Consider the following 25058-nt stretch of genomic DNA (forward strand, 5'->3'; position numbering starts at 1 on the left):
CTCGTCCGCCGCAATTCCGTGGTCTCGTTGCGTTAATGCAAATCAAAGTGATTCTCATTAACGAGTGAGCAAACGAAGGGTGGGAGGGGTTTATTCCAGCCGAAGTGAAATTTTTTTCACGAAGGGGGATCCGGCGCGGTGGCATCTCGAAATAACCTTTCGGGGTGAAAGGTTGCATTTGTCATCTGCCGCACGATAAAATCGCGCCTGCTCATTGGGGAGTAGCCGCCTCGAACGCGACGTTCGAGGGCGCACGTCAACATGCTTGGCAAGTCGCAAGACTTGCCATGGCGTACGCAGCCAAATGCCTGGCAAGACCGATGACACGCATTCCGACCTAACCGGGTCGCCGGAATGCGCGTCATCGCGTGATGTCAGCGCGGCCCGGGTACAAGATTCCATGCAATCCTTTCTCGTTTCGACCAGCGTTGTTGGTCTCGCTGAAATCGGCGATAAAACACAGCTACTTTCGCTTGTGTTGGCTGCACGGTATCGCAAGCCCATTCCCATCGTTCTTGGCGTACTCGCTGCAACACTGATCAACCACGCGGCATCCGGCGCATTGGGGGCATGGCTCGCGAGCGTCCTGAGCCCGGGCATTCTGAATTGGGCCGTGGTGGCGTCGTTCGCGGTGATGGCGGTGTGGATCCTGGTTCCGGACAAGCTGGACGATGCCGACGCGGCCGAGACGAAGAACACGCTGGGCGTGTTCGGCACGACGGCGGTGACGTTTTTTCTCGCCGAGATGGGCGACAAAACGCAGATCGTCACCATTGCGCTGGCTGCGCGATTTCATGATTTCTTCGGCGTCGTGGCAGGCACGACGCTGGGCATGATGCTGGCGAACGTGCCGGTCATCTACCTTGGACACAAGTTCGCCGATCGCCTGCCGACCAGAGCCGTGCACGTTCTCGCGGCGATCATCTTCGTGGTGCTCGGTGGACTCGCGCTGCGCACGGCGCTTTATCCGCAAGCGCATCCGCTGATTTGATGCGCGTGGTCGCGCAGCGGCGCGCCATCGCAAGCGCAGTGCCGGTGAAGATTCAGTAGCCGGCGGCCGGCCATTTTCAGCAAATTACGCGTCGCTGGCGATAGGCGCTTCGAGCAGGCAACCGAATTCGCTTGCGAACTCCACGGACACGCGAGCATGCACTGCGCCCTGTTTGTCGAAGAACCGCTGGGTACCGCTTAGCGTGAAGACACCTTCATGCCAGATGTTCGGATGAATGTAGAGACCCTGCTGGCCGTCGAAGCGAAAGCACACGAATTTCTCCGGAGTGATGTCGTCTCCGGGTAACGCCAGGGGGACATAGAAGGGACGCGGGTCGAGCGGGAAAAAGAGTTGGCCGCCGTCCGGATGATAGTTAGCATGCCAAAGCAACATGCGCTTCGGCGTATCCGGATTGTCTTCGCGCGCGGTTTCGGGCTGCGTGGCGTAGGCCAGCACGTAATGGCCGCCTACCGCTTCGTTGCGGCCGTAAAGAATGTCGCCGTGCCATTCGCTGACGAATACACCTTCGGTCGTGCCCGCCTGGTCGCCGGTATCGGCGTCGATGGGTCTTGATCCCTGCGCCGGCCACCGGACGATTTCGACGGCGCATTCGTTCGGGTCGGCGACGAGCTTGCCATAGCCTTCGAGCGTCGACGGCGTGGCGTCGACCACCGGCATCGTGACGCGTCGAAGGCCGGCGGGAAGGGCGGGGTTGAGGTAATCGATCGGTTCGGACATGCGGGCATTTTATACGACTCGGGCACTCTTCGAACGCGGCGGCGCCACCGCCGCCGTGCCGCCAACGTGCTGCCGCCGTAGTTAAAGCGAACGCCCGATTGCCTGCCCGAGCAGTTCGAGGCCGAGATCGATCTCTTCCTCCTTCACGGTCAACGGCGGCGCAATCCGGAAGACCCCGCCCATGCCCGGCAATTGCACGATATTCATGCTGAGCCCGAGCTTCATGCATTCGCGCGTGATCTTTGCGCCCAGTCCATCCGCCGGCTCTTTGGTGCGACGATCCTTGACGATCTCCATACCCAGCAACAGGCCGCGTCCGCGAATGTCGCCGATGCACTCGAAGCGTTCCATCAGATCATAAAGGCCGCGTTTGAGCCGCTCGCCCATCAGATTGGCGCGCGCCACCAGCCCTTCGCGCGCCACCACGTCCAGCACGCGCAAGCCAACGGCCGCCGGCAGCGGGTCGGACACATGAGTCGTATAGAACAGATAACCCAGTTCGTGAGCGCGCTCTTCGATCGCCGTGGAGGTCACCACGGCCGCGAGCGGCAGGCCGGCGCCCAGCGTCTTCGACAGTGTGAGGATGTCGGGCGTGACGCCATCGTGCTGGCAGGCGAACATCGTGCCCGTGCGTCCGACGCCGGTTTGCGCTTCGTCGAGAATCAGCAGCATGCCGCGCTCTTCGCATTTGCGTTTCAGCGCGGCCATATAGCCCGGCGGCAATTCGATGATGCCGCCGGAACTGAGGATCGGCTCCGCAATGAAGGCCGCGAGATTGCCGCTCGATTGACGGTCGATCAGGTCGAAGGCGTAATCCAGCTCGGCGAGGTAATCGTATGCGCCGTTACGCTCGAAGCGCGGGCGGTACGCAAACGGCGCCGGAATCGCGAACGAGCCGACGGCCGCCGGACCCACACCCTTGCGACCGGCGCTGTATGTCGCCGAGGCCGCGGCGCCCGTCATGCCGTGCCAGGACTGCGCGAATCCGACGATTTCATATTTGCCGGTGACGAGCTTCGCCATGCGAATGGCGGCCTCGTTCGACTCTGCCCCCGTGCTGAGCAACAGGGCCCGGTCGAGTCCGGCGGGCGTGATGTCGGCGAGGCGGGTCGCCAGATCGACCACCGGCCGCGAAAGCATGCCGCTAAAGAGGTGATCGAGCTTGCCGGCGTATTTGTTGATGACGGCGACGATCTCCGGGTGGCTGTGGCCCAGCACGGCGCTCATCTGTCCCGAGGTGAAATCGAGGATCGCGCGGCCGTCCGCGTCGTAGACGAAGCTGCCCTCGGCGCGCTCGATGATCATCGGCTCGAAAGTGCCGCCATAGCGAATCAGGTGCTGCCTGGCATTGCGCCAGAAAACTGCATCGTCGTTGCCGGACACGTTGCTTCTCCTTGAGCGGATTCGGGAATAGCTTGCAGTCTAGATGGCTCTCTGCTTTCATAGAATCGAATACTTCTTATGGAAGATAGAAATGGATCTAATACCTTGAGCCTTTCACTCGAAATCGACCTGCTGCGCTCTTTTGTCGTCATCGCCGATGTCCGCGCGCTAAGCCGGGCGGCGAGCCGGATTGGCCGCACCCAGTCCGCGCTGAGCCAGCAGATGAAACGCCTCGAAGAGATCGTCGATCAGCCGCTCTTTCAGCGCACCGGCCGTGGCGTGGTGCTGACGAATCCCGGCGAACGCCTGTTGATCCATGCCCACCGCATTCTGCGCATGCACGACGAGGCGATGGCCGATCTGTCGGGGAAGGGACTTTCGGGGACGATCCGCTTCGGCTGTCCGGACGACTACGCCGCGGTATTTCTGCCGCATTTGCTGCGGCAGTTCTCGAGCCAGCACCCGCATGCCCTGGTGGAGGTCATGTGCGCGCCCACGCCGCGCCTGCTCGAACAACTGGCGATGCATGCACTGGATCTCGCCATGATCTCGGTGCCGGAGGATGCGCCGGACGACGGCGTCATCCGCCGCGAGCCGCTGGTATGGGTGGGCTACCCGGGGCTCGATTCCGCGCACTTCGATCCCTTGCCGCTGGCGCTTTCCGATCCGGATACGCTCGATCACGTCGCGGCCTGCGAGGCGCTGCAACGTGCGGGGCGCGCCTACCGCGTCGCCTGCGCGAGCAGTAGCCTCGCCGGCCTTACGGCGCTGGTCCGGTCAGGGCAGGCTTTTGCGGTGATCACGCAGACGGCCGTGGCGGCGGATCTCGCCATTCTCAACGGCGATCCCGCGTTGCCGCCGTTGCCAACCATCGGCATTACGCTGAAGTTCGAGCGGGCGCATCCTTCGCATCTGACCAAGGTGTTCGCGGAACACATCAGATCGACGCTGCCATTGTTATGACGTGCGCCGCGCGGCGCGCGTGGGTACGACGAACGACGGGCAGGTCGGTCACGCCGCGTCTTCAGGTCGTCAGCGAATTCAGGCCGTAGGCGTCCGGCGCGGCCACATTGCGCCACCACCGTTCGCCGCGATGCGGCGCGGCCAGATCGAGCCGCTCGCCCATGCGCGGCGTGGCGAGCGGAATGCCGCGCGCGGTGGTGAGCCCGACCACGCGTTCGAACGGCTCCTGCCAGCGGTGCATCGCCAGATCGAACGTGCCGTTGTGAATCGGCATGAGCCAGCGGCCGTGCAGATCGATGTGCGCCTGCACCGTCTGCTCCGGCTGCATGTGGACGTATGGCCATTGCGCATCGTAGGCGCCGGTTTCGAGCAGCGTCACGTCGAACGGACCAAAGCGCTCGCCGATTTCCTTGAAGCCATCGAAGTAGCCCGTATCGCCGCTGAAAAAAACCCGCAGGCCATCGTCGACGATCACCCACGAGGCCCACAAGGTACTGTTGCCGTCGAACAGGCTGCGACCGGAGAAATGCTGCGCGGGCGTGGCCGTGAACGACAGGCCGTCGATCTGCGTGCCTTGCCACCAGTCGAACTGCTGGACCTTCGCGGCGGCGATGCCCCACTCGATAAGCCGGTCGCCCACGCCCAGCGGCGTCAGAAACACGCCCGTCTTGCCGGCGAGCGCCAGCACGGTCTCGCGGTCGAGGTGGTCATAGTGATCGTGCGACAGGATCACGCCGCGCAGCGGCGGCAGGTCGTCGAGCGCAATCGGCGGCGCGTGAAAGCGCTTCGGACCGAAACGCCGGAACGGCGAAGCGCGTTCGGCGAATACCGGGTCGGTGAGCCAGAACTGGCCGCGCAGCTTGAGCAGCATGGTCGAATGTCCGAGGCGAAACAGGCTGCGATCGGGCGCCGCGTCGAGCTGGGCGCGCGTGAGCGTATCGACGGGCAGTGGGCCGGCCGGCGCCGTGCCTTCCGGCTTTCGGAACAGCACGTTCCACGCGATCCGCAAGGTCTTGCCGAAACCTTCGACGGGACGCGGCTTGACGTTGCGAAAGCGCGCGCTGTCATGCTGCGCCGACGAACCAAACGATTCGCGCCCGCGCTGGGCCGCTGTCAGGCCCAAAGTGCGGCGAAGGGATTCGGTGAACGAGGTCATGTGGAGCGTTCCTGTACACAAAGTAGACTGTTCAGTGTAGTTTATCTCGAAAAAAAGTAAACTGCATGGTGTAAGATTTTAACTATGGATGCCATCGATACCCGTCTCCGTCTGACCGACCGCAAGCGCGCCGCCATCATCGGCGCGGCGATCGAGGAATTCCTCGCGGCCGGTTTCGACGCCACCAGCATGGACCGCGTCGCCGCCCGCGCGAGCGTCTCCAAGCGGACGGTCTACAACCATTTTCCGAGCAAGGAAGCCCTGTTCGCGGCGATTCTGCGGCAGTTGTGGGATTCGAGCGACGCGGGCGAGGCGCCCGCCTATTCGTCTTCGCAACCGTTACGCGGACAGCTGCTCGATCTGCTGTCGAAGAAGCTGAGTCTTTTGAACGACGAGGCGTTTTTGTCGCTTGCGCGCGTGGCGATCGCCGCGGGCATTCATTCGCCGGAGCGCGCGCGCGACATGGTGGCGCGCATGGGCGAGCGTGAAGAAGACCTGACCGTGTGGATTCGCGCAGCGGCGGCCGATGGCCGTCTCAAGACGACGGACCCGGTATTTGCTTCGTATCAGTTGCAGGGGCTGGTGAAAGGCTTCGCTTTCTGGCCGCAGGTGACGATGGGTCAGGCGCCGCTTAGCGAGGCTGAGCAGAAACATATCGCCGAATCCGCCGCCGATATGTTTCTGGCGCGCTACGCCTGAGCGCCGCCGTCACAAGACGCCGAGAACCGACTTCGGTTCGAGAAACGCTTCCAGACCGAAGGTCCCATACTCGCGACCGATTCCCGATTGCTTGAAGCCGCCGAACGGCGCGGCTGGCTCGTGCGCGAGCGTGTTGACGAGGACCCGGCCGGCGTCGATGCGCGAGGCGACCTCATGAGCGCGCTGCGTGTCCGCTGAAAATACATAGGCCTGCAAACCATATGGAGTGTCGTTGGCGAGTGCGATGGCTTCTTCCGTATCGCGATAGGTCAGAATCGACAGCACAGGTCCAAAGATTTCTTCGCGCGCGATGGTCATGTCGTTCTTTACGTCGCTGAAAACCGTTGGGCGTACGAACCATCCTGCCTCGATGCCATCGGGACGACCCGCCCCGCCTGCGATCAGCCGCGCGCCTTCGTCCATGCCGATGCGGATATAGCGCTGGACGCGCTCCCACTGTTTCTGACTGACCATCGGGCCGACGCTCGTGCGTGGATCGCGCGGGTCGCCGGCCTGGGTGCGCGCCACTTCTTCTTGCACGCGCGCTTCGAACTCAGCGAGCCGCTGCTGCGGCACAAAAATACGCGTGCCCGCGATGCACGCCTGGCCGCTGTTCATGAAGCCCGCCTGGATCGCGAGCGGCACCACTTCGTCGAAGTTCGCGTCGTCGAGCACGATGACCGGCGACTTGCCGCCCAGTTCGAGCGTGACGCGCTTCAGGCTTTCGGCACCGGCGCGCAGAATCGTTTTGCCTACCGCCGTCGATCCGGTGAAGGAGAGCTTTGCGACATCGGGGTGCGTGCTGATTTCGGCGCCGACTATCTCGCCGCGTCCCGTGACGACGTTGAATACGCCTGCCGGCAAACCCGCCGCATGCAGCGCCTCGGTGACGATGCGGGTCTGGATGGCGCTCATCTCGCTAGGCTTGATGACGGCGGTGCAGCCCGCCGCCAGGGCCGCCGCGAGTTTGCCGCAGATGAACCCGGCATCGCTATTCCAGGGGGTAATGAGGCCGGCGACGCCGAGTGCCTGCATGACTACTTCGGCCGTGCCTGCACGGCGGGTAAATGTGTAGTCCTGCAAAACTTTTGCCGCTTCGACGAGGACGTTGCTTGCGTGCTGGGCCATCCAGCGGCCACGCGAAACCGGAGCACCGTATTCTTCGGTGATGGCCTCGTAAAGCTCGTCTTCTTTCGCCACCACGGCCGCGTGCATGCGTTTCAGCATGTCGATTCGCTCGCGCTTGTCCGTGCGGGAAAAGGCTGGAAATGCGCGCCTGGCGGCAGCGATCGCAGCGCGCGCGTCCTGCGCGTCGGCGAGGCGCACGCGACCGATCACCTGCTCGGTGGCCGGATTGAAGAGGTCGAACAGTTCCTCGCCGTGCGGCGTGACGAATGCGCCGTCGATATAAATCTTGTCGATCATCTGCATGACTGCTCCCGCTCGAAGTTTCAAAGGAGAGACGATAGACCGGCACGATTGAGCTGACTAGCCGTACAATCGTGCATGCAACGTTGAGCGATTCAGGATAATGAATACTTCAGGTCTGGGCGAACTGGAAGCGGTTTTGGCCGTGGCGCGCCTGCGCAGTTTTCGTGCGGCGGCGATCGAGCTAGGTGTCTCGACATCCGCGCTCAGTCATGCGGTGGCCGCGCTGGAGTCGCGTATCGGCGTGCGGCTGTTCAACCGGACCACTCGTAGCGTGTCGTTGTCGGAGGCGGGCGCGCAATTCGTCGATAGCGTGGCGCCGGCATTGTCGACTATCCGCGGCGCCCTTGAACAGGCCGGGCGCTTTCGCGACACGGTGTCGGGTACGCTGCGCATCAATACTTCGGCGGGCGCCGCGCGGCAGGTGATGCCGGTTTTTATCGCGTTCCTGCAGCGGTATCCGGACATGAAACTGGATATCGTCACCGAGGGGCGCCTGATCGATATCGTCGTGGAGGGATTCGATGCGGGCGTCCGTCTCGCGGAAACGGTGCCGCGCGACATGATCGCCGTGCCGTTTGGCGAGCCGCAGCGATTCGCCGTCGTAGCGAGCCCGGCGTACTTCGCGCAACACGCGCCGCCGCGCACGCCTGCTGAGCTGCATGCGCATCAGTGCATTCGTGCGCGCATGCCGAGCGGTGTGATCTATCAGTGGGAATTCGAGCGGCGCGGCGAAGCGCTGCGTATTGACGGCAAAGGACCGCTCACGCTCGACGAGCCTGGCCTGATGCTCCAGGCCGTGCGCGCGGGTCTTGGCGTCGCTTACCTGACGGAGTGGAACGTCGCCGCGGACCTGCAGGCGGGCACGCTGGTGCGCGTGCTCGAAGACTGGACGCCGCCACTCGACGGCCTCTGCCTGTACTATCCCGGCCGCCGTCATGTGCCGGCCGGATTGCGCGCGCTGATCGAGATGATTCGCGAGTATGCGGACGCGCGGCGCGTGCGGCCATCGTCGAAGGGCAGGGCGGCGCGCGGCGGCCGGCGCGCGTAAATCGCTCGCGCGCCTTCTCACTACGTCGCCCTCGCACTTCTTACGCGTCGCTCTCGGACAAAAACTGCGCGACGTGCGTCACAAAGCGCTCCGGATACTGATAAAGCGAGCCATGGTTCGCGTCCGGGTAGATGATCAACTGCGCGTTCGGGATGTTCTGCTGCAGGATCCACGAGTTGATCGAATAGATGATCACGTCGTTGTCGCCGTTGACGACGAGTGTCGGCTGCTTCAGCGCGTGCAGATAGTCGTATGGATTTTCGCGGGGCACACCCCATTTGGCGAGCGCGGCGAGTTGCGCCGGGGCGACCTTTTCGTTGACTTCGGGATCGCGATTTTCGCTGCGCAGACGAAAGCGCTGCAGGAATTTGCGGCCGGCCGCCTGGCTTTGCTCCGAGGGCGAGAAATGCACGCGCAGCCACAGATGATCCGGCTCGGCGTAGCTCGCACCAAAGATATCCTGTGCTTCCGGCGTGAGCGAGGCCATGCTGTCACCGCTGCGCGGACCGGTGCCGACGAGGATCAGGCGCCGCACGAGCTGCGGCTCCGCCAGCGCGAGTGTCTGCGCAATCAGGCCGCCCATGGAAAAGCCGAGAACGTCGACCTGTGTGAGGCCAAGCGCGCGGATAAATGCGGCGGCATTAGCGGCCATTGCTTCAATCGATTCGGGCACCTCGCCCGACGTGCTGGAAATGCCGGCATTGTTGAACAGGATCACCTCGCGGCCTTGCGCAATTCCGTCGGTGACAGCCGGATCCCAATGATCCATCGTGCCGGTGAAATGGATGTTGAACACGAGCGGCACGCCGCCAGTTTTGCCGAAACGGCGGTAGGCGAAACGAATGCCGTTGGCTTCGATAAATTGGGTCGGAGCGGTTTGGTGCGTATGGTTAGTCATGATGGTCTCTTCCGATAAGGTAATCTGGTCGTCTCACGCTGTTAAAGACGGGCGGATATAGATGGAATGCATGGAGCGAGCCGCCCGCGAATAGGCGTTGCGTCGCTGCCTGAGACGTAATTTAGAGGGTGAATGCGGCGAGGAAAACGACTTTGTAGGCTGGCGGGCATGCCTGCCAGGCATATCGCAGTGACGCAAGAGTTTTAAGTCGTCTATCGGCCAATTAACCTGAGGATTGGCGTTTACGTAATAATTGCGCTATCGGTCTGTTTCGATCCACTAACCATTAAAAATGCGCAGGTCATGGCTTTCAGCGAACCAAGGTCTCCATTTTTCAAGTGGGTTGTCTCTTCCGCCCAGCATTTGAGCTCGGAAAACCGGCAAATCTTACTTGCCAATCTGTTCACGCGAACGGCATCCATCATCTTCGCGTCGGTCTGCGAAATCAGCGTGTGTGCCACGGCTTACTATCTCCACCCGGACCGCGGCCTGTACGCCCTGTGGGGTAGCGCAGTCATCGCGCTGCTGATCGCACGCCTGAGCTTGATTTACCTCTGCTGTCGCCGCAGTGCGCGCGGCCAGCCCACGCCCACCTCGGCATTTCTGTTGGCCAGCATATTGTGGAGCGCGCTATTCGGCTTCGGTAGCTTGCTCTGCAATATCAGCGCAGACGCGACGCTGTTTCTGCTGGGCAATGTCTGCGCGGTGGGTGTGATCGGCGGCCTGGCGGGACGCAATGCCGGCACCCCGCGGCTCGTGCTGATTCAGATCACGCTCATTCTCGGGCTGCTAGGGCTGGGAGCGGCGCTTTCGCCTGGTTCGGGGAAACTGGTCCTGCTGTTTCAGGCGCCGTTCTGCGCGGCGGGCTTCATCACGGTTGCCTTGCGCAGCAATCGCGATACCGTCGCTCTGTTGACCGCGCGTGAAAGCAGCCACCGCCTCGCGCGCCACGATAGCCTCACCGGACTGCCAAATCGCGCGCGCATCAGTGAGATTTTGCTGGAACGTACCGAAGCCGGCTTTGCCAAAGCGGATTTGTCGTTCGCAGTGCTACTGATCGATCTCGACGGTTTCAAGGCCATCAACGACAGCCTCGGCCACGCTGCCGGCGATCAGATCCTGCAGGAAGCGGCGATTCGTTTGCGCGAAATCCTCCCTGCTGGCGGTGTCGTCGGACGGCTTGCGGGCGACGAGTTCGTCGCCATCTCGGACGGTATCGCACCGGGCCACGACGTTAGCGCGCTGGCGGGGCGCATCGTCAAGGCGCTGGCACGCCCGTTCGTTTTGACCGAGGCGCGCGTGCATATCGGCGCGAGCGTGGGTATCGCGTTCTATCCGCAACATGGCAAGACGGGGCCGCAACTGCTGATCTGCGCAGACCGCGCCCTGTACGCGGTCAAGCGCAACGGCAAGAGCGCGTTCGCCATCTTCGATGCGGACAAGCACGCGTCCGATGAGAGTCTAAGCCTGCTGCGCAGCGACCTCGAAGGCGCGATGCAGTCGTTCAGCGGCTTGCGCATGGAGTATCAGCCTATCTTCGATCTGAGCGACGGTAGCATCTCGAGCCGCGAGGCTCTGCTGCGCTGGACCCATCCGACGCGCGGCGAGTTGTCTCCCACCGCCTTCATTCCAACTGCCGAGCGTACCGGTCTCGTGCTGGCTCTGGGGGAGTGGGCGTTGCAGCGGTCCTGCTCGGAAGCCGCGGCATGGCTAAAGCCGGTGGCCGTTGCGGTGAATGTCTCGCCGGTGCAGTTGCGCGAGGAATCGTTTGCCGCGACGGTGTCGTCGATACTTCGGAAAACTAACTTACCGCCGGCGCGCCTCAATATCGAGGTCACCGAGTCGGTTCTGCTGAGCGACGATGCCGCGACCCGCCGCAACGTCGCACAACTTCGCGCGATGGGCATTGCGCTTTCACTTGACGATTTCGGCACCGGCTTTTCGACGATGTCGACGCTGGTGCGCTTCTCGTTCGACAAGCTCAAGATCGACAGCTCTTTCGTCATGGAATCGGTTCACCGCCGCGAATCCGCTGCTGTGGTGCGCGGGATCGTGGCGCTGGCGCGGGAAATGGGCATGCCCACTACCGCGGAGGGTATCGAGACGCCGGAGCATCTGGAGTTCGTGCGCGCCTGCGGATGCACTCACGCGCAGGGCTTTCTGCTGGGCATGCCCGAGCGCGCTGAAGAGATTCCGCGCCTCGAAGAGAGCTTCGCCGAACCAGGCGTCGGCAAAGGGCAGGCGGTCGGGTAGGCATCCTGACGATGGCCGCGGCTATAGCGTTCCCACCCAGTCGAGTGCATCGTCCGCGAATTTGCGCAGCAGACGTGCCAGCATGCGCACGTCTTCGGTTTCCCAGTCGGCCAGCAATTTCTCGATGATCTTCTGACGCGCGGCGTCGAGCGCGCTGGTCATCACGCGGCCCTTGTCAGTGATGATGGCCGCGCGAACCCGGCCGTCCGCCGGGCTGGCACAACGCGCGACCAGACCCAGGCTCTCCAGTTTGGCAATCTGCCGGCTCACCGTGCTGTAGTCGCGTCCGGCCAGTTCGGCCAACTCCACAATACCTAGCGGTCCCTGACGGTCCACGCGCGCGAGCAACGGAAACAGCGCGCGATCCAGATCGACGCCGGCCGTTTCGATCAGCGCCGCGTCGGGTTGCGGCCGATTCAGGACACCGGTCAGATCCATCAACGCCCCGCGCAATTCGCGAATTTCCTTCTTCATTGCGACCTCATTTTAAATCTCGACATGTGTGCATAATACACGTATATTTTCGTCATCCAATTCCGGATGACGCCGGCGCCCACCCCCGGCAAAGGAGAGCAGAGATGAAAGCAGCACTTGTCAAAGAACCGGGCGCAACGCCCGTCTATGCCGATTTCGCCGAGCCGGCCGCGGGCGATGGCCTCGCGCGCGTCAAGGTGATTGCCTCCGCACTGAGCCACGTCACCAAAAGCCGGGCTTCGGGCAAGCACTATAGCGCCTCTGGAATGATGCCTCTGGTGCCAGGAATCGACGGCACCGGCATTCTTGAAGACGGCACACGCGTTTATTTCGTACTCCCGGAGATTCCGTTTGGCGGCATGGCGGAGTACGCCATCGTGAAGCCGGCACGATGCATTCCGTTGCCCGCGGATCTGGATGCGGTAACCGCTGCGGCGATCGCGATTCCGGGCATGTCGTCATGGGCCGCTTTAGTCGAGCGCGCCAACCTGGTCAAGGGAGAAACCGTCCTGATCAACGGGGCGACTGGCGTTTCGGGACGTCTCGCCGTGCAAATCGCCAGATATCTGGGCGCGGGTAAAGTGATCGCGACCGGACGCAACGCACAGGCGCTGCAGTCCCTGCATGCGCTGGGCGCAGACGTGACGATCAGTCTCTCCCAGGACGACGCGACGCTGGCACATGAATTCGAGGCGCAGTTTCAGGCGGGCATCGACGTGGTTCTCGACTATGTCTGGGGGCCGAGCGTGGAATTGTTACTGGCTGCCGCTGCCAAAGCGGCGCCGGAGGCCGTGCCGATCCGCTTCGTGCAGATCGGCGCCGTTAGCGGGCAGCCCGTCAGTCTTGCGGCGGCGGTGCTGCGCTCGTCGTCCATTGAACTGAAGGGCAGCGGCATAGGCAGCGTGCCGATGCCACGTATCCAGCATGTCATCGAACAGGTACTGAACGCCACGGTTCCCGGCGGCTTCAAGATCGCCACGAAGCCGGTGCCGTTGGCGCAGGTGGAAGCGCATTGGGCGGACGACGGCAGCCAGGCGCGCATCGTATTCACTACCGGGTTGCAGGGCTAAGCGAACACGTCACAGCAGTGGTGGCACAATCTCCTTCACTTCTTCGCCGCCGCAAGCCTTTGCCTCCCGGCCGGCAAAACTGGCCGATCTCTGGCATGCTGGCGGGATTGCCGCCGGTGACAAACCGCTTAAGAGACCAGCCGGCGAGCGAACGAACTTACGAATTGTGTACTCGGCAGAGTCACGCCACTGACGGAGATGAATGAAATGACGACCCAAACCGAAACCGCGCTTCTCGCCGGCGGTTGCTTCTGGGGCATGCAGGACCTGCTGCGCCGCTACCCCGGCGTGGTCTCTACGCGCGTGGGCTACACGGGCGGCGATGTGCCCAACGCCACGTATCGCAACCACGGCACGCACGCGGAAGGCATCGAGATCGTGTTCGATCCGGCCAAGATCAGCTACCGCCAGATCCTGGAGTTTTTCTTCCAGATTCATGACCCGTCGACCAAAAACCGTCAGGGTAACGACATTGGCACGAGCTATCGCTCGGCCATTTTCTATCTCAACGATGAGCAAAAGCAAGTCGCCTTGAACACCGTAGCGGATGTCGATGCTTCGGGTCTGTGGCCCGGCAAGGTGGTCACCGAAATCGTCCCGGCTGGCCCGTTCTGGGAAGCCGAGCCGGAACATCAGGACTATCTGGAGCGCCTTCCTAACGGCTATACGTGCCACTTTGTCCGCAAGGACTGGAAGCTGCCGGCCCGTTAAGCTGCGACGCGCGCAGCGGTTGCAAAACCTGCGCGCATTTGGACATTACGGCGAATCATTGCAACACGTTTTCATGTTGCGACGATTCGCCGTTCTTGTATTGATTTACATAGATAGGATTGCTAAGAATATTTGAATCGAAATGTAATCCGATATTCGGGACGATCAGCCGTCCTGACACAGATTTCGAAGCTGGGCCAATTCGCCATCCTGTTCGGCTTGCAGCAGATGTTAGCGATGACTGCATTGGAACGCCCGTTCGTATCTGGCTGATGTCGCCGGGATGCTTCGGTGCAATGTTTTGTGTCAGGGGAGCGTGTAGATACATTGCGATACAAAGCGTCGCGTGTGTTGGGCTATAAAGCACCCATTCCTGACGCGGAGCATATCCATGAACACCGACCTGTTGCGAGGATCCTGTCATTGCGGATCTGTGAAATTCGAAGTCCGAACTAAGCTGACGCCTGCGTCGCGCTGCAATTGCAGTCTGTGCCGGCGTAAGGGCGCGTTGATGACGCCGCCGTTCGCCGCGAGCGAACTCAAGATACTGAGTGGCGAAGCGTCGCTGACGCTGTACCAGTTCAATACACGCACGTCGAGGCATTACTTCTGCAAGCACTGCGGCATTTATCCGTTTCATCAGACACGTATTAACCCGCAGCTTTGGCGCGTCAACATCGGTTGCCTGGAGGGTGTCGATCCGTATGCGCTGGAAGCGGGCGTAGTCGACGGCGCCAGCCTGTCTGTCGTGGACGACGCGTAAGACTTTGAGACCCATCGCGCGACGCCGTGGCTTCGTATCCCAATGTATCCACCTCGCCGGCCAATACATAACGTTGCAATGACGCTTCCTGTAGACACAAGCCAGATACGTCCAGGGGTTCTAACACTTTCAGGCCGGAGATTCGGGTTTCGCAAGCCGGTCCCGGCTCGCTTTACTTCAAGCCGTGAGCCCTGCTGAAGTTCACCAGAGAGAAGCCTGTGTAAAGCGGCCTCTGGGTTGGCTAATTTTTGAGGAGAATCTGCAATGACGGAAGAGATCAACACGCGACGTCGCCGTCTGCTAGGAACGACGGTGGCAAGCATCGGGCTGCTGGATCTGGGTTTGAGCGGGCTGGCACACGCGCAGTCGAACGAAGCGACCACGGGCGGCAAAACCGGATTGCGCGTGGCTTCATTCGACAACCTTCGCCAGATCAATGCCGGGACACTTGGCATTGGATATGCGGAAGCGGGGCCGCAGAATGGCCCCGCCGTGATTCTGCTGCACGGTTGGCCGTATGACATCTATAGCTTTGCTGAAGTCACGCCGATCCTGGCGGCTCAAGGCTATCGGGTGATCGTGCCGTATCTGCGCGGCTATGGCTCGACGCGCTTTCTGTCCGCGGACACGCCTCGCAACGGCCAGCAGGCGGTGGTCGCGGTGGACATCATTGCGCTCATGGACGCATTGAAGATCGACCAGGCAATTTTGGGCGGTTTCGATTGGGGTGCGCGCACGGTCAATATCATTGCGGCGCTGTGGCCGCAACGGGTCAAGGCCATGGTGTCGGTGAGCGGCTATCTGATCGGTAGCCAGGCCGGCAACAAGGCGCCGTTGCCGCCGAAGGCCGAGTTCGCGTGGTGGTATCAGTTTTATTTCGCCACGGATCGTGGCGCCGCGGGTTATGAAGCAAACCGCCACGATTTCAACAAACTGATCTGGCGCCTGGCATCGCCTAAATGGAATTTCGACGACGCGACTTACGACCGCTCGGCTGCGTCGTTCAACAATCCGGATCACGTGGCCGTCGTGATCAACAATTACCGCTGGCGTCTGGGACTGGCCAACGGCGAGTCGCAATACGACGAGCTTGAAGCACGTCTCGCGAAGGCGCCGTCCATCGCCGTTCCGAGCATCACGATGGAGGGCGATGCCAACGGCGCGCCGCATCCCGAGCCGGCCGCGTATGCCAGGAAATTCACCGGCAAGTATCAGCACCGGAACGTCGATGGCGGAATTGGCCATAACCTGCCGCAGGAAGCACCCAAGGAATTCGCGCAAGCGATCATGGATGTGGCTAGCCTCTAGGCGTTCTGCATATCGGAAGATGTTCAGCAAACCGATCGTCTGATCCGTCGCTGAACATCTGATCAAAAAACCGTTAGCGAAGCGATGGGTCCGGCATTTTTTCCAGCACGTTCCAATGCACTGCACCATTCGATCGGCGCGGTGCGCTATCGCTCCTAAGGGCCGGTCCGGGTGGAAAAGTGCAGGAAAGCAGACTAGATTGATCGTTGGCACTCTTGAGCGTCGAAACCCGGCGCTGGGCCAGGTGGTGGTATGCGGTTTTTACGTCTTCGGGAGAGGGGAAACCATGGGCACACAACTGAGCCATCGCTGCAAGACCTCGCTATACCGTCTGATGTTTGGCCACGCAGACGACGAAAGCATCGTATTTCTGATGGCCGCCAATCGCGATGCAGCCCGCAAGGAAGCGACCGATGCGCTGGCCGCCATTCATCGCATCAAGCCCGATAACGTGTGCCTTTACAATCTCGTCTCGTTTCGCGAACTGATCGACTGCGGCGTTAGCGAAGATGAAGACCTGCGCATCTTCGAGGTGGCGTGGGAAGGCCCGAACGTCAGCACCTGGGCGGACCATCCGCTTTTTTTGACCGACGACGCGACCTTGCTCGGCAAGTGGGCTGAACTATACGCGGATCGGGCGCAAGAACTGGCTACGAGCGCGATCAATCGGGCACGGAGTTAATTCGAAAACAGCTTTTGCCACTGTTCCTGCTTGTCCTCACGTGTATTTATTTCGATCAGCACGCCGCCAGGCGAGCGGCAAAAAAACCGCGACCCACGCGAGTTATTGAAGACTTCGGTTTCCATCTGAACTCCACCTGCAAGAAATTCCTTGTAGAGGGCGTGGACGCCGTCCAGCGTCTCGACCTCAAGGCCGAAGTGGAAATTGCTGGGCCAAACCGGCACAGCGTCCGTGACATGGTCCAGGACGATGTCGAAGCCATCCCGTTTGAGCAGGCAGCTATCGCCGGCGGCCACGATTTCGCAGCCAAGGTATTTTTCGAAAAACGCGGCCGTCTCGGCGACGTTGGTGGTGGGGAAGCTCAGGTGATTGAGCTTCGCTTCTTTATGAAGGTTCATGAGCGATCTCGCGGAAAAATTGAAAAGACGTCGTGGAAGCGCTCGCCGAGCCAATGGCGCCGTGCTTAATCGCCAAAGATCAACTAACGTCCACACCTTCAATTTTGCGAGCAATTACTCGATTTTTAAACTCGCATTGCGAGGTGCGCCTGTGGATGGCACCCAGGCCAACGCGGACGGGGGTTTTGCGAGTATTTGACCGAACAGCTGCGAGCCATTGCTCGCATTCAGGCCGGTACGAGAAGGTACGCGCGCCTCACCGGGCTGCGACCCGCGGCCTTGCCGACGCCTGCTCCACGATCCCAAGGTAGCCAAACAGGGCTCGCCTGACGCGTGCTTCGAGTGCGCCACGATCTACCTCGCCGCGCTCGCCCGCCGCGTCGACGATGGCGCGCAGAATGGCGAGAAGGTCGTCGATTGCAATCGCGGTATCCGCTTGGCGCGGAATATCGTCGTGCGCCAGAATCTGCCGCATCAATTCATCGAAGGGAGCCTTGCATGCCGCGAGCTCTTTGCTGATGGCAGGACGGTTTTCCTCGAAGTCGAGCGCCCGCGCAAGCAGGGGACGCCGCAGCTGCTGGTGAACGGAGACCGTAATCAGGTATTTCAGGGCCCGCTGGCCGTCCGGCTGACTGAGCGCGCCTTGGGCCTCCGCGAGGAATACGGCAAGCTCGCGCTTGCTTAGGGCGACGATGATCGCGTCCTTGCCCGGAAAGTATTGGTACAGGGTGCCGACACTGACGCCCGCGCGCTGCGCGACGAGATTGGTATTCAGGCCATCAAGTCCTTTGGCTTCGAGAATGCGTGCCGCTGCCTCGAGAATCGCGGCGACGGTCTGTTCGGCGCGAGATTGCTGCGGGATTTTGCGCGGCTTGAGGGAATGGCGCCGGGTCGTTGTCACGATGTAACCTGATGAGAAGCGAGTGATAGCTCGAATTTTACAACGAGACGTCGCACTAACGATTGCCGCGACGGCAGTTCATACCTTGGCAGGTGGCCCGGGTCATGCTGCTGGGACGCCGCTTCACACTTAATGTAAAACGCGGGAATAAAGTGCCTTCCTGCGTCGTTTACCCTTGTGGCTGCCATCTCCTATGGCCGCCGGTCGCGAGCGCCGCCATCCCGCGCGGCGCGAGTCCGCGCCAGAACGCCGTGCCGGGCGACGCCTCTGACACGGCATGGAAAACGTCGGGAAATTCATGCGTCCATCTATTCTGGACAACCTGTTTCGCGTCGGGACATCGCCCGGGCGTGTCTGTCAGGCGGTTCGTGCGTCGATATGGCTGTTGACGCTGACGTGCGCGATCGTCTCGACGGACGCGCTCGCCCAGTCGATGAGCCCGCTTTCGCCGGTGGTTTTAACCAGCGCGCCGGCCGGATGCGCGCGCGCGGGCGACCCAGTGACCGCCAATGCGGACCTCAATCAGTTCCGCAGCCTTCAGCCCGATGAGCAGGCCAGGTGGTGGCGCAAGCGCGTCGAAAACCACACTCTGCTATCGCTCAGCGACGCCCAGATCCTGGCCCTGATGGACGCAATGAAACCGGAGGCCTTCGTCGACTACGCGAAATTCGACATGGTGCTCGACAACACCTACGAATACAGCATGTTTCGCCAGGAGCGCGTGGCCGGCCGATGGTCCGACCGGCCCGATCACATGACGATCCGCTATCAGGACTCGCCGCGAAAAGTCTACGCAAAATGGCTGCCGGACGGCGCCCATGCAGGACAGGAGATTCTGTACGACGAAACCACGGACCCCGATCGCATCTACGGCCACGCTGGCGGCCTGCTGCGCATCGTGTCGGGCAAGATTGCAATCGACGGCACGTTTGCGCACGCCCAGTCGCGCCATAGCGTGCGCGATCTCGGCCTGCAATTCATCGCGCGCACCGTCGATCACGACGCGCGCAGCTATCGTGACGAAGGCGTGACACCGCGCCCGACACGCATCGAGATCGTGACCATGCAGGGCAAACGCATGCTGGCGTGGACGTGGATCGCGCCAGCCGGACCGCCCGCGCATTATGCGCAGCGCGTGCGATTGCTGTTCGATCTTCAGCACCCCTGGCCCAGCGGCGAAATTGCATGGGACGAGCGCAACAGACCGCTGGAGCTGATTCGTTTCGAAGACGTGACACCACGCCATTGGAGCGACGCCACCTTCGATCCGCACAACCCGGAATACGGCTTCCACTAACAGCGCGGGTTTGGCATACCGCTGCGCGCCCACGTTTCGCGGACCGGTGCACCACACACCACACCGCGCCAGACCTAAACATTTCCTTAAAACGGCCGTAAACACCTGGGCAGAGTATCCAGTTCCATGGCGACGTAGAACGGGGCATGCGCGGGACGGCAGGGCAACGCCGCCAGTCCAGTCATCTGGCGGTTACAGCAAACAAGGAAGCACCGTGCCGCCACCGCCACAACGAAAGAAGCGGATGACCGGCAGACGTTCTGAGCAAAATGCGGAAACCCGCCGCACGTCCCGCGCTGCGGATGAAATCAAGCGGTTCCTTACTTCTGGCGCCAAAGCGGCGTCAAGGAGTACCCTTACGCGCGTCCCGCCCCGCGTGGCCACGCGACCGTACCCATTGTTTTCCTTTCAACGGGAATTTCGCCGGACGTAGTAAGGTATCGGGGATTTTATTTTCCGCCCGGGCACATTGATTTTTGAGGCGCTTATGTCCAAAGACGCAGACTTGATCACCGACGAAGACGTCGCCGCCATCGCCGACAGGATGGTTGCCGAAGGCCGGCGGGTTACGCCAGTGACAATCTGGTCGGAGGCGCGCGGCGGTTCGCTGGTGGCGATCGTGGCGGCGCTCGAGCGTTGGCGCGAAGTGCGTCAGCCCAGAACGCCTGACTTGCAGATCCCGGCCGGATTGCCGGACGGCCTCGCCGAAAGCATCATGAGCGCTGCGGGCCAGATCTGGACCGTCTCGCAGGAAGAAGCCGAAAAGGCATTCAGCCAGCGGCTCTCTTCAATGAGCCAGCAGGTCGAAACCTCGCTCGCCGAACGGGACGAGGCGCTCACCGAGTTTCAGAAGATCGCCGACGAAGTCGAAGCAAGGGGCGAGCGGCTCGCCGCCTTGGCGAGTGAGCTTGAGGCTTCGCAACATACGGCGTCCCGGCTTGAGACGGACCTTGCGAGTACAACCGGTCGCGCGGATGCGGCCGAGACGCGTGTCGAGGAATTGACGCAGCAGGTGTCGCTGGCCGACGCCGATCTGCGAACCTCGCAAAGCGCGCTCGAAGAAGAGCGCCGGGCGCGTGACGAACTGACGGCAGTCGTCGCCGGCAAGAATGACGAGCTTGCGCGTCTGACGCAGGAGCGTGACGACTCGCAGCAGGAGGTCGTGTCGTTGGGCGACGCCTTGCAGGCGAAGTCGCAGGAAATCGACAAGTGGTCGCAGGACGCCGGCGCGCTGACATTGCGTGCGCAAGCAGCCGAGGCGCGTGTCGAGGACCTGCTGCAACGGGTGTCGACAACGGATGCCAGTTTGCAAGCCTCGCAGGCATCACTCGAAGAAGAGCGCCGGGCGCGCGACGCGTTGGCAACCGAAGTCGCGAGCAAGAGTGATGAAATCGCGCGGCTCTCGCAGCAACTCGATGGCGCGCGGCAGGAAATCGCTGCTTTGACCGATGCGGGTCTCGCGAAGTCGGAAGAAATCGCGCGGTTGACCCAGGAGCGCGACGACTCGCGACAGGAGGCCGCAACTATCAGCGCCGCCTTGCTGGCGAAGTCGGATGAGGCCGAGCGATGGTCGCAGGAGGCGAGCGTCGCTGCGTCGCGTGCGCAAGCCGCCGAAACCCGCGTGGAAGCGCTTTTGCAGCGCGAGTCGGCGGCGAATGCCGATCTGCAAGCCGCGAAGACGTCGCTCGAAGCGGAACGCAGGGCGCGTGACGAACTGGCTGCGGACGTATCGAGCAAGAACGATGAGCTCGCGCGACTCACGCGCGATCTGGAAGACGCGCGTCAGGAGATCGCCACGTCGAGCGCGACCAGCGAGGCGCAGTCGCAAGAAATCGCAAGGCTGTTGCAAGAGTCGAGCGCGGCCACCGCGCGTGTGCTTGCCGAACAGACGCGCGCTGAAGAACTGGCGCAGCGTGTGCAGGCGGCGCAGACGCGTATAGACGAACTTCTCCAGCGCGAGTCGCTGGCAGAGAGCAAGCTGGGAACGACGCAGGCCTCGCTCGAAGAAGAGCGCCGGGCGCGTGAAGCGCTGGCCGCTACGCTCGCAGACAGGAGCGAAGAAATCGCGCGGCTTACGCAGGAGCGCGACGATTCGCAGCAGCAGATTGCAGCGCTGAGCAATGCCTCCCAGCTCAAGTCGGAACAAATCGAAAGCATCTCGCAGGAAGCCAGAACGGCGGCGGCGCGTGCGCAAACCGCCGAGGCGCGTATCGAGGAATTGCTGCAGCAGGCATCGGTAGAAAACGCCAATCTGGAAACGGCCAGGACTTCGCTCGAAGACGCACGACGCGCACACGACGAGTTGGCCGCCGCTCTCTCCAGTAAAGGTGACGAGATCGCGCGCCTTACCCAGGAACGCGACGAATCGCGGCAACAGAGCGCGACGTTGAGCACGACCTTGACCGACGCCGCCCAGGCGAAATCGGAAGAAATCGCCAGGTGGTCGCAGGAAGCCGACGCGAGCGTCACGCGGGCGCAGGCCGCCGAGGACCTCGCAAACGAACATCACGCGCGGCTTGCCGCACTCGAAGCCGAACTGAACGAGGCTCGCGCGGCGTTGGCAAGTGAACGTCAGGCAACCGCGGCGCGGCTCGATGAAGGATTGGCTCAGGACGGCGAACTGCAACGAATCAATCAGGAGCTCGAACAAACCCGCGCTCAGGTGGGCGCTGTCACCGAAGCGCATGCAGCAGCGAGTGCCGAACTGGCCCGTGTATCGCACGAAGCCGCTGCCGCGAGGGAGCGCGCCGATACTGCTGAGCGTCATGCCGCCCAATTGACGCAGCGTCTCTCTGAACTGGCCGAAACTGCCTCACAGGACGGCCAGCGCGGCCAGCATCCGGGGGCTCATGCGGACGACGAGGACAGTGCGGAAGAACTCGCCGTCCTGCAACGTCAGATGGCCGCTCAGGCGAAGGCGCATGAAAAGGCGCTCGGCGAACTGCGCGCCAATGCCGAGCAGTGGGTCGCGCATGCGCGGGATCTGAAACAGCGGCTCGGCCAGGCCGGCGAAAGAATCCTCTTCATCGATGCACGCAGCACAGGGGAAGTGGCGCTCGTGCGGCGGCTCGCGGCTGAACTGGAGCGGCTCAAGCCCGATCACGAGTTGGTCTCGCGCGAGGCGCAGCAAAAGGTGATCGGCTCGACCATGAGCTTGCAGCTTTCCCAGAAGGGCTACCGGTATGACCCGAGTACGGCGGTGATGTCGAAGATCGAGAGTTGAGGAGGCGAGGGCTCTGCTTTGGGCGAAAGCTCGCCTGAAGTCCCTTGTCATCCCGCTCGGCCGCCCTCCACGGCATGAATCGTGCTCTCTGAAAAGAGATGCCAACCCTCTGGAGCCGGTCATGCCCAACAAGCCTGTGCCCCCGTCGTCAATAGACGAACTCGGTACCGTCCCAGACACTGCGAGCCCCGCCTACGCCGGCCGCCATCCTCTCACGCGAGCCTTCGACCGCTTCGCCAGCCTCGTCACCCGCTGGACCGGTTCACCCACGGCATTTTGCCTGGCGGTCCTGACGGTTGTGGTGTGGGTCGTCACAGGGCCGATTTTTCATTATTCGGACGGGTGGCAACTGGTCATCAATACCGGCACCACCATCGTCACGTTTCTGATGGTTTTCCTGATCCAGCAAAGCCAGAACAAGGACAGCGTGGCGGTTCACCTGAAGCTCAACGAGCTGCTTTCCTCGCATCGCGCCGCCAACAATCATCTGATCGGCATTGAAGATGCTTCGGAAGAAGAATTACGCCGGCTGGCTGCGGCCTATTTGCGCCTGTCCACCGAGCCCAATTCCGACAAGGTGTCCATAAAAGAGGGCGATGCGCTGGCGCCGCGCAAGGACGCGATCAAAAGTTGAACCGAGCCCCCCTTCTTCTCGCGCGCTACCTGCCGCTTTTGAGCGTGCGCGTGAGTCGTAGTTCGCCTGGTACGCGCCGCCGCAGAAGGTTCGCAGGCGTCGTATAAGCTCCAGCCCTTATCTTTGGGAAGTCATCATGACGCGTATCGAGTTTGAAAGCAGGCTGGCCATGATCCTGCAGGATATTGCCCTCGGCACGACCGCGGACCTGACCGACCGGGCAGTTGCCTATTGGAATGGCGAGCGCGTGGTGTACGCCTATTTGCGTGACGACGATAGCGGCCTGATCGACGCCGAGTTCAAACTAGAACTGCATTGGCACGAATGGCGCGACTGGCTCAACGAATGGATGACTGAGCCGGTCTTCAGCGTGCGGCCGGAGCTGCAGGATGTATTGTTGCCCGCGCCGCCTTCCGGCGCGGCTTCCTAGCGTCCCCGGTCGGCGGTGATTACTGGGCGATGGCCTGCGCGTTGTCGGCGCTTGCCGGCCGGCTCGAAGCGCCGCGGCGCGCGGCGGCGATGACCGGAATCGCAGCGGGTTGCTGGCGCGGCGCCACGGGGCGGGCCTCCGTCAATTCGCAGTACAGATCGATGTAGCGACTGACCGCCGCCCCCCAGCCAGAATCGCGCGTCATGGCATTGCGTTGCAGCGTGCGCCACAACGACGGGTTCTTGAAGGCCTCGACGGCACGAGCGACGCCGCCGGCCACGTCCTCGATCGTTTCGCCTTCGAACAGGAAGCCGTTTGCCGCGCCCGATTTGCCGAGTTCGAGCGCGTAGTCGCAGATGGTGTCCGCGAGGCCGCCCACGCGCGACGCCACTGGAATCGTACCGAAGCGCATGGCGTAAAGCTGGGTGAGCCCGCACGGCTCGAAGCGGCTGGCGTGCAGCAGCATGTCCGCGCCGGCGTGCAGCATGTGCGCCAGCGTTTCGTCATAACCGATGCAGGTGCCCACGCGGCCCGGCCACTGTGCCGCCAACTCGCGCATGCGCGCTTCGATGCGTGAGTTGCCCTGACCGAGGATGGCGAACTGAAGCCGCTCGTGACGCGCCAGCATCGCGGGAATCGCTTCGGCCACCACTTCGGCCATTTTTTGCTCGGTCAGGCGGCTGCCGATGGCGACGAGCGGCACGAACGGTTCGCGCGCCAGGCCGAAAGCATGCTGCAGCGCGCGTTTGCATGCGTATTTACCGGCGACGTTGTCCGCCGAGTAGGGGCTCGCGATCAGCGGATCGGTCGCGGGGTCCCACATCTGCATGTCGATGCCGTTGGTGATGCCCGACAGCTTATGCGCCTCCGCATTCAGCACGCCCTCCATGCGATGGCCGAAGCGCGGCGTGAGAATTTCCTTGGCATAGCGTTCGCTCACCGTCGTCACGCGTTCGGCGTGGACGATGCCCGCTTTGATCAGACTAAGCTCGCCATAGAACTCGATGCTGCGCTCGTCGCTGAGCGCGGGCGTCAGTAATTCCGGCGGCACGCCGATCCATGCCCCGGCGGCGAGCGGATAGTTGCCTTGAAACGCCAGATTATGGATGGTGAAGACGCTACGCGCCTGCACGCCGCCGAGCTTCATATAGAGCGGTGTGAGTCCTGCGTGCCAGTCGTGAGCATGCACGATGTCCGGCCGCTTGATGCCGCGCACGCCCCGCGCAATCCGCGCCGCCGCCGCGGCCAGCGAGGCGAAGCGCACGAGATTGTCCACGTAGTCGCGGCCGTGCCGGTCCTGGTAGATGCCTTCGCGCGTGTAGAGGTGATCCATCTGCAGCAGCAAAACGGAGAGGCCGGTATCGGGCATGCGGGCGCGGATGATCACGCCGTCGCCGCCGGGCAGCCCCGCGAGTTTCGCCACGCGGGTCGCGCCGAGCACGCGCTCGAGCGCGCCGGGGTAGGCGGGCATGAGGATGGAGGCGGCGACGCCGGCGTCGCTCAGTGCGGCTCCGTATGCGCTGACCATATCGGCGAGGCCCCCGGTTTTTGCCAGGGGAGCGGCTTCGGAGGCGACCAGTAAGACGTTAAGCGGCGTCGGCATAGTT

25 protein-coding genes and 1 riboswitch are annotated in these 25058 nt (G+C 62.3%); of the genes, 15 read left to right on the forward strand and 10 right to left on the reverse strand.

Annotated features, from left to right (window positions below):
• Positions 1-204 precede the first annotated feature (204 nt).
• Positions 205-386, forward strand: a riboswitch (yybP-ykoY riboswitch).
• 14 nt (positions 387-400) lie between these two features.
• Positions 401-991: a TMEM165/GDT1 family protein gene (locus tag FQ755_RS06100; RefSeq protein ID WP_144152149.1), complete on the forward strand. Its 591-nt coding sequence runs from the start codon at positions 401-403 to the stop codon at positions 989-991.
• An 84-nt stretch (positions 992-1075) separates the two neighbouring features.
• Here the strand turns inward: FQ755_RS06100 and FQ755_RS06105 are convergent, their stop codons facing one another.
• Together FQ755_RS06105 and FQ755_RS06110 are read right to left on the reverse strand one after the other, a co-directional pair.
• A complete protein-coding gene (locus FQ755_RS06105; RefSeq protein ID WP_144152151.1) occupies positions 1076-1729 on the reverse strand; it encodes an ureidoglycolate lyase in 654 nt (217 codons plus the stop codon).
• An 81-nt stretch (positions 1730-1810) separates the two neighbouring features.
• Entirely contained in the window at positions 1811-3112 is a 1302-nt protein-coding gene (locus FQ755_RS06110; RefSeq protein ID WP_144152154.1) for an aspartate aminotransferase family protein, read from the reverse strand.
• A 78-nt stretch (positions 3113-3190) separates the two neighbouring features.
• Between FQ755_RS06110 and FQ755_RS06115 the strand changes: the two genes are divergently transcribed.
• Positions 3191-4075, forward strand: coding sequence for a LysR family transcriptional regulator (locus FQ755_RS06115; protein ID WP_144152157.1), 885 nt, complete (start codon positions 3191-3193; stop codon positions 4073-4075).
• Between the two features lie 61 nt (positions 4076-4136).
• Here FQ755_RS06115 and FQ755_RS06120 read toward each other — a convergent pair whose 3' ends face one another.
• Positions 4137-5231, reverse strand: coding sequence for an MBL fold metallo-hydrolase (locus FQ755_RS06120; protein ID WP_144152160.1), 1095 nt, complete (start codon positions 5229-5231; stop codon positions 4137-4139).
• Positions 5232-5315: 84 nt separating this feature from the next.
• Between FQ755_RS06120 and FQ755_RS06125 the strand changes: the two genes are divergently transcribed.
• Positions 5316-5930, forward strand: coding sequence for a TetR/AcrR family transcriptional regulator (locus tag FQ755_RS06125; RefSeq protein WP_144152164.1), 615 nt, complete (start codon positions 5316-5318; stop codon positions 5928-5930).
• Between the two features lie 9 nt (positions 5931-5939).
• Here FQ755_RS06125 and FQ755_RS06130 read toward each other — a convergent pair whose 3' ends face one another.
• Positions 5940-7361: an aldehyde dehydrogenase family protein gene (locus FQ755_RS06130; protein ID WP_144152167.1), complete on the reverse strand. Its 1422-nt coding sequence runs from the start codon at positions 7359-7361 to the stop codon at positions 5940-5942.
• A 100-nt stretch (positions 7362-7461) separates the two neighbouring features.
• Here FQ755_RS06130 and FQ755_RS06135 point away from each other — a divergent pair, with 100 nt between their 5' ends.
• Positions 7462-8409 carry a LysR family transcriptional regulator gene (locus tag FQ755_RS06135; protein ID WP_144152170.1) on the forward strand — a complete coding sequence of 316 codons (948 nt, stop codon included), beginning with the start codon at positions 7462-7464 and terminating at the stop codon, positions 8407-8409.
• A gap of 40 nt (positions 8410-8449) precedes the next feature.
• Here the strand turns inward: FQ755_RS06135 and FQ755_RS06140 are convergent, their stop codons facing one another.
• Together FQ755_RS06140 and FQ755_RS38010 are read right to left on the reverse strand one after the other, a co-directional pair.
• On the reverse strand, positions 8450-9307 hold the full coding sequence (locus FQ755_RS06140) for an alpha/beta fold hydrolase (protein ID WP_144152173.1): 858 nt from the start codon (positions 9305-9307) through the stop codon (positions 8450-8452).
• Positions 9308-9549: 242 nt separating this feature from the next.
• Positions 9550-9768 (reverse strand): hypothetical protein, encoded by a 219-nt coding sequence (locus FQ755_RS38010; RefSeq protein WP_260858353.1) that lies wholly within the window; start codon positions 9766-9768, stop codon positions 9550-9552.
• On the opposite strand from FQ755_RS38010, the gene FQ755_RS06145 reads away from it, so the two are divergent.
• Complete coding sequence (locus tag FQ755_RS06145) at positions 9758-11560, forward strand: putative bifunctional diguanylate cyclase/phosphodiesterase (protein ID WP_260858354.1); 1803 nt, start codon at positions 9758-9760, stop codon at positions 11558-11560. The genes FQ755_RS38010 and FQ755_RS06145 overlap by 11 nt on opposite strands.
• Positions 11561-11581: 21 nt before the next feature.
• Here the strand turns inward: FQ755_RS06145 and FQ755_RS06150 are convergent, their stop codons facing one another.
• Entirely contained in the window at positions 11582-12034 is a 453-nt protein-coding gene (locus FQ755_RS06150) for a MarR family winged helix-turn-helix transcriptional regulator (RefSeq protein ID WP_144152178.1), read from the reverse strand.
• Positions 12035-12138: 104 nt separating this feature from the next.
• On the opposite strand from FQ755_RS06150, the gene FQ755_RS06155 reads away from it, so the two are divergent.
• The 5 genes from FQ755_RS06155 (at position 12139) to FQ755_RS06175 (ending at position 16568) form a co-directional block, all read left to right on the forward strand.
• Positions 12139-13104: a zinc-binding alcohol dehydrogenase family protein gene (locus FQ755_RS06155; protein WP_144152181.1), complete on the forward strand. Its 966-nt coding sequence runs from the start codon at positions 12139-12141 to the stop codon at positions 13102-13104.
• A 207-nt stretch (positions 13105-13311) separates the two neighbouring features.
• On the forward strand, positions 13312-13815 hold the full coding sequence (msrA, locus tag FQ755_RS06160; protein ID WP_144152184.1) for a peptide-methionine (S)-S-oxide reductase MsrA: 504 nt from the start codon (positions 13312-13314) through the stop codon (positions 13813-13815).
• Positions 13816-14206: 391 nt separating this feature from the next.
• Positions 14207-14578, forward strand: a complete 372-nt coding sequence (locus FQ755_RS06165) for a GFA family protein (protein WP_144152187.1) — start codon at positions 14207-14209, stop codon at positions 14576-14578.
• 264 nt (positions 14579-14842) lie between these two features.
• Positions 14843-15886: an alpha/beta fold hydrolase gene (locus FQ755_RS06170; protein WP_144152190.1), complete on the forward strand. Its 1044-nt coding sequence runs from the start codon at positions 14843-14845 to the stop codon at positions 15884-15886.
• A gap of 286 nt (positions 15887-16172) precedes the next feature.
• Complete coding sequence (locus FQ755_RS06175) at positions 16173-16568, forward strand: hypothetical protein (protein ID WP_186308430.1); 396 nt, start codon at positions 16173-16175, stop codon at positions 16566-16568.
• Here FQ755_RS06175 and FQ755_RS06180 read toward each other — a convergent pair.
• Positions 16565-16966, reverse strand: coding sequence for a VOC family protein (locus FQ755_RS06180; RefSeq protein ID WP_144152193.1), 402 nt, complete (start codon positions 16964-16966; stop codon positions 16565-16567). The two genes, FQ755_RS06175 and FQ755_RS06180, sit on opposite strands and share 4 nt — an antisense overlap.
• On the opposite strand from FQ755_RS06180, the gene FQ755_RS06185 reads away from it, so the two are divergent.
• Positions 16965-17165 carry a hypothetical protein gene (locus FQ755_RS06185; RefSeq protein WP_144152195.1) on the forward strand — a complete coding sequence of 67 codons (201 nt, stop codon included), beginning with the start codon at positions 16965-16967 and terminating at the stop codon, positions 17163-17165. The two genes, FQ755_RS06180 and FQ755_RS06185, sit on opposite strands and share 2 nt — an antisense overlap.
• Positions 17166-17222: 57 nt before the next feature.
• Here FQ755_RS06185 and FQ755_RS06190 read toward each other — a convergent pair whose 3' ends face one another.
• Positions 17223-17867, reverse strand: coding sequence for a TetR/AcrR family transcriptional regulator (locus FQ755_RS06190; RefSeq protein ID WP_144152197.1), 645 nt, complete (start codon positions 17865-17867; stop codon positions 17223-17225).
• Positions 17868-18165: 298 nt separating this feature from the next.
• Here FQ755_RS06190 and FQ755_RS06195 point away from each other — a divergent pair, with 298 nt between their 5' ends.
• The 4 genes from FQ755_RS06195 to FQ755_RS06210 all read left to right on the forward strand — a co-directional run bounded on the left by FQ755_RS06195 (position 18166) and on the right by FQ755_RS06210 (position 23451).
• Positions 18166-19164 carry a DUF1571 domain-containing protein gene (locus tag FQ755_RS06195; RefSeq protein ID WP_186308431.1) on the forward strand — a complete coding sequence of 333 codons (999 nt, stop codon included), beginning with the start codon at positions 18166-18168 and terminating at the stop codon, positions 19162-19164.
• A gap of 487 nt (positions 19165-19651) precedes the next feature.
• Positions 19652-22387: a DNA-binding protein gene (locus FQ755_RS06200; protein ID WP_144152201.1), complete on the forward strand. Its 2736-nt coding sequence runs from the start codon at positions 19652-19654 to the stop codon at positions 22385-22387.
• Between the two features lie 121 nt (positions 22388-22508).
• Positions 22509-23021 (forward strand): low affinity iron permease family protein, encoded by a 513-nt coding sequence (locus FQ755_RS06205; RefSeq protein ID WP_144152203.1) that lies wholly within the window; start codon positions 22509-22511, stop codon positions 23019-23021.
• Positions 23022-23157: 136 nt separating this feature from the next.
• Entirely contained in the window at positions 23158-23451 is a 294-nt protein-coding gene (locus tag FQ755_RS06210) for a hypothetical protein (protein ID WP_144152205.1), read from the forward strand.
• Positions 23452-23470: 19 nt separating this feature from the next.
• On the opposite strand, the gene glgA is transcribed toward FQ755_RS06210, so the two are convergent.
• Positions 23471-25054 (reverse strand): glycogen synthase GlgA, encoded by a 1584-nt coding sequence (gene glgA, locus FQ755_RS06215; RefSeq protein ID WP_144152207.1) that lies wholly within the window; start codon positions 25052-25054, stop codon positions 23471-23473.
• Between the last annotated feature and the right edge of the window lie 4 nt (positions 25055-25058).

This window comes from Paraburkholderia sp. BCC1885 (assembly GCF_900996235.1).
Taxonomy (GTDB): Bacteria; Pseudomonadota; Gammaproteobacteria; order Burkholderiales; family Burkholderiaceae; genus Paraburkholderia.

What these genes read in the sequence shown, in the direction of transcription:
- FQ755_RS06125 (WP_144152164.1), top strand. Translation starts at nt 5,316, where the DNA reads ATGGATGCCATCGATACCCGTCTCCGTCTGACCGACCGCAAGCGCGCC.
- FQ755_RS06180 (WP_144152193.1), bottom strand. Translation starts at nt 16,966, where the DNA reads ATGAACCTTCATAAAGAAGCGAAGCTCAATCACCTGAGCTTCCCCACC.
- FQ755_RS06135 (WP_144152170.1), top strand. Translation starts at nt 7,462, where the DNA reads ATGAATACTTCAGGTCTGGGCGAACTGGAAGCGGTTTTGGCCGTGGCG.
- FQ755_RS06150 (WP_144152178.1), bottom strand. Translation starts at nt 12,034, where the DNA reads ATGAAGAAGGAAATTCGCGAATTGCGCGGGGCGTTGATGGATCTGACC.
- FQ755_RS06155 (WP_144152181.1), top strand. Translation starts at nt 12,139, where the DNA reads ATGAAAGCAGCACTTGTCAAAGAACCGGGCGCAACGCCCGTCTATGCC.
- FQ755_RS06205 (WP_144152203.1), top strand. Translation starts at nt 22,509, where the DNA reads ATGCCCAACAAGCCTGTGCCCCCGTCGTCAATAGACGAACTCGGTACC.
- glgA (WP_144152207.1), bottom strand. Translation starts at nt 25,054, where the DNA reads ATGCCGACGCCGCTTAACGTCTTACTGGTCGCCTCCGAAGCCGCTCCC.
- FQ755_RS06165 (WP_144152187.1), top strand. Translation starts at nt 14,207, where the DNA reads ATGAACACCGACCTGTTGCGAGGATCCTGTCATTGCGGATCTGTGAAA.
- FQ755_RS06130 (WP_144152167.1), bottom strand. Translation starts at nt 7,361, where the DNA reads ATGCAGATGATCGACAAGATTTATATCGACGGCGCATTCGTCACGCCG.
- FQ755_RS06200 (WP_144152201.1), top strand. Translation starts at nt 19,652, where the DNA reads ATGTCCAAAGACGCAGACTTGATCACCGACGAAGACGTCGCCGCCATC.
- FQ755_RS06100 (WP_144152149.1), top strand. Translation starts at nt 401, where the DNA reads ATGCAATCCTTTCTCGTTTCGACCAGCGTTGTTGGTCTCGCTGAAATC.
- FQ755_RS06120 (WP_144152160.1), bottom strand. Translation starts at nt 5,231, where the DNA reads ATGACCTCGTTCACCGAATCCCTTCGCCGCACTTTGGGCCTGACAGCG.
- FQ755_RS06195 (WP_186308431.1), top strand. Translation starts at nt 18,166, where the DNA reads ATGCGTCCATCTATTCTGGACAACCTGTTTCGCGTCGGGACATCGCCC.
- FQ755_RS06105 (WP_144152151.1), bottom strand. Translation starts at nt 1,729, where the DNA reads ATGTCCGAACCGATCGATTACCTCAACCCCGCCCTTCCCGCCGGCCTT.
- FQ755_RS06115 (WP_144152157.1), top strand. Translation starts at nt 3,191, where the DNA reads ATGGAAGATAGAAATGGATCTAATACCTTGAGCCTTTCACTCGAAATC.
- FQ755_RS06210 (WP_144152205.1), top strand. Translation starts at nt 23,158, where the DNA reads ATGACGCGTATCGAGTTTGAAAGCAGGCTGGCCATGATCCTGCAGGAT.
- FQ755_RS06185 (WP_144152195.1), top strand. Translation starts at nt 16,965, where the DNA reads ATGAGCGATCTCGCGGAAAAATTGAAAAGACGTCGTGGAAGCGCTCGC.
- FQ755_RS06175 (WP_186308430.1), top strand. Translation starts at nt 16,173, where the DNA reads ATGGGCACACAACTGAGCCATCGCTGCAAGACCTCGCTATACCGTCTG.
- FQ755_RS06140 (WP_144152173.1), bottom strand. Translation starts at nt 9,307, where the DNA reads ATGACTAACCATACGCACCAAACCGCTCCGACCCAATTTATCGAAGCC.
- msrA (WP_144152184.1), top strand. Translation starts at nt 13,312, where the DNA reads ATGACGACCCAAACCGAAACCGCGCTTCTCGCCGGCGGTTGCTTCTGG.
- FQ755_RS06170 (WP_144152190.1), top strand. Translation starts at nt 14,843, where the DNA reads ATGACGGAAGAGATCAACACGCGACGTCGCCGTCTGCTAGGAACGACG.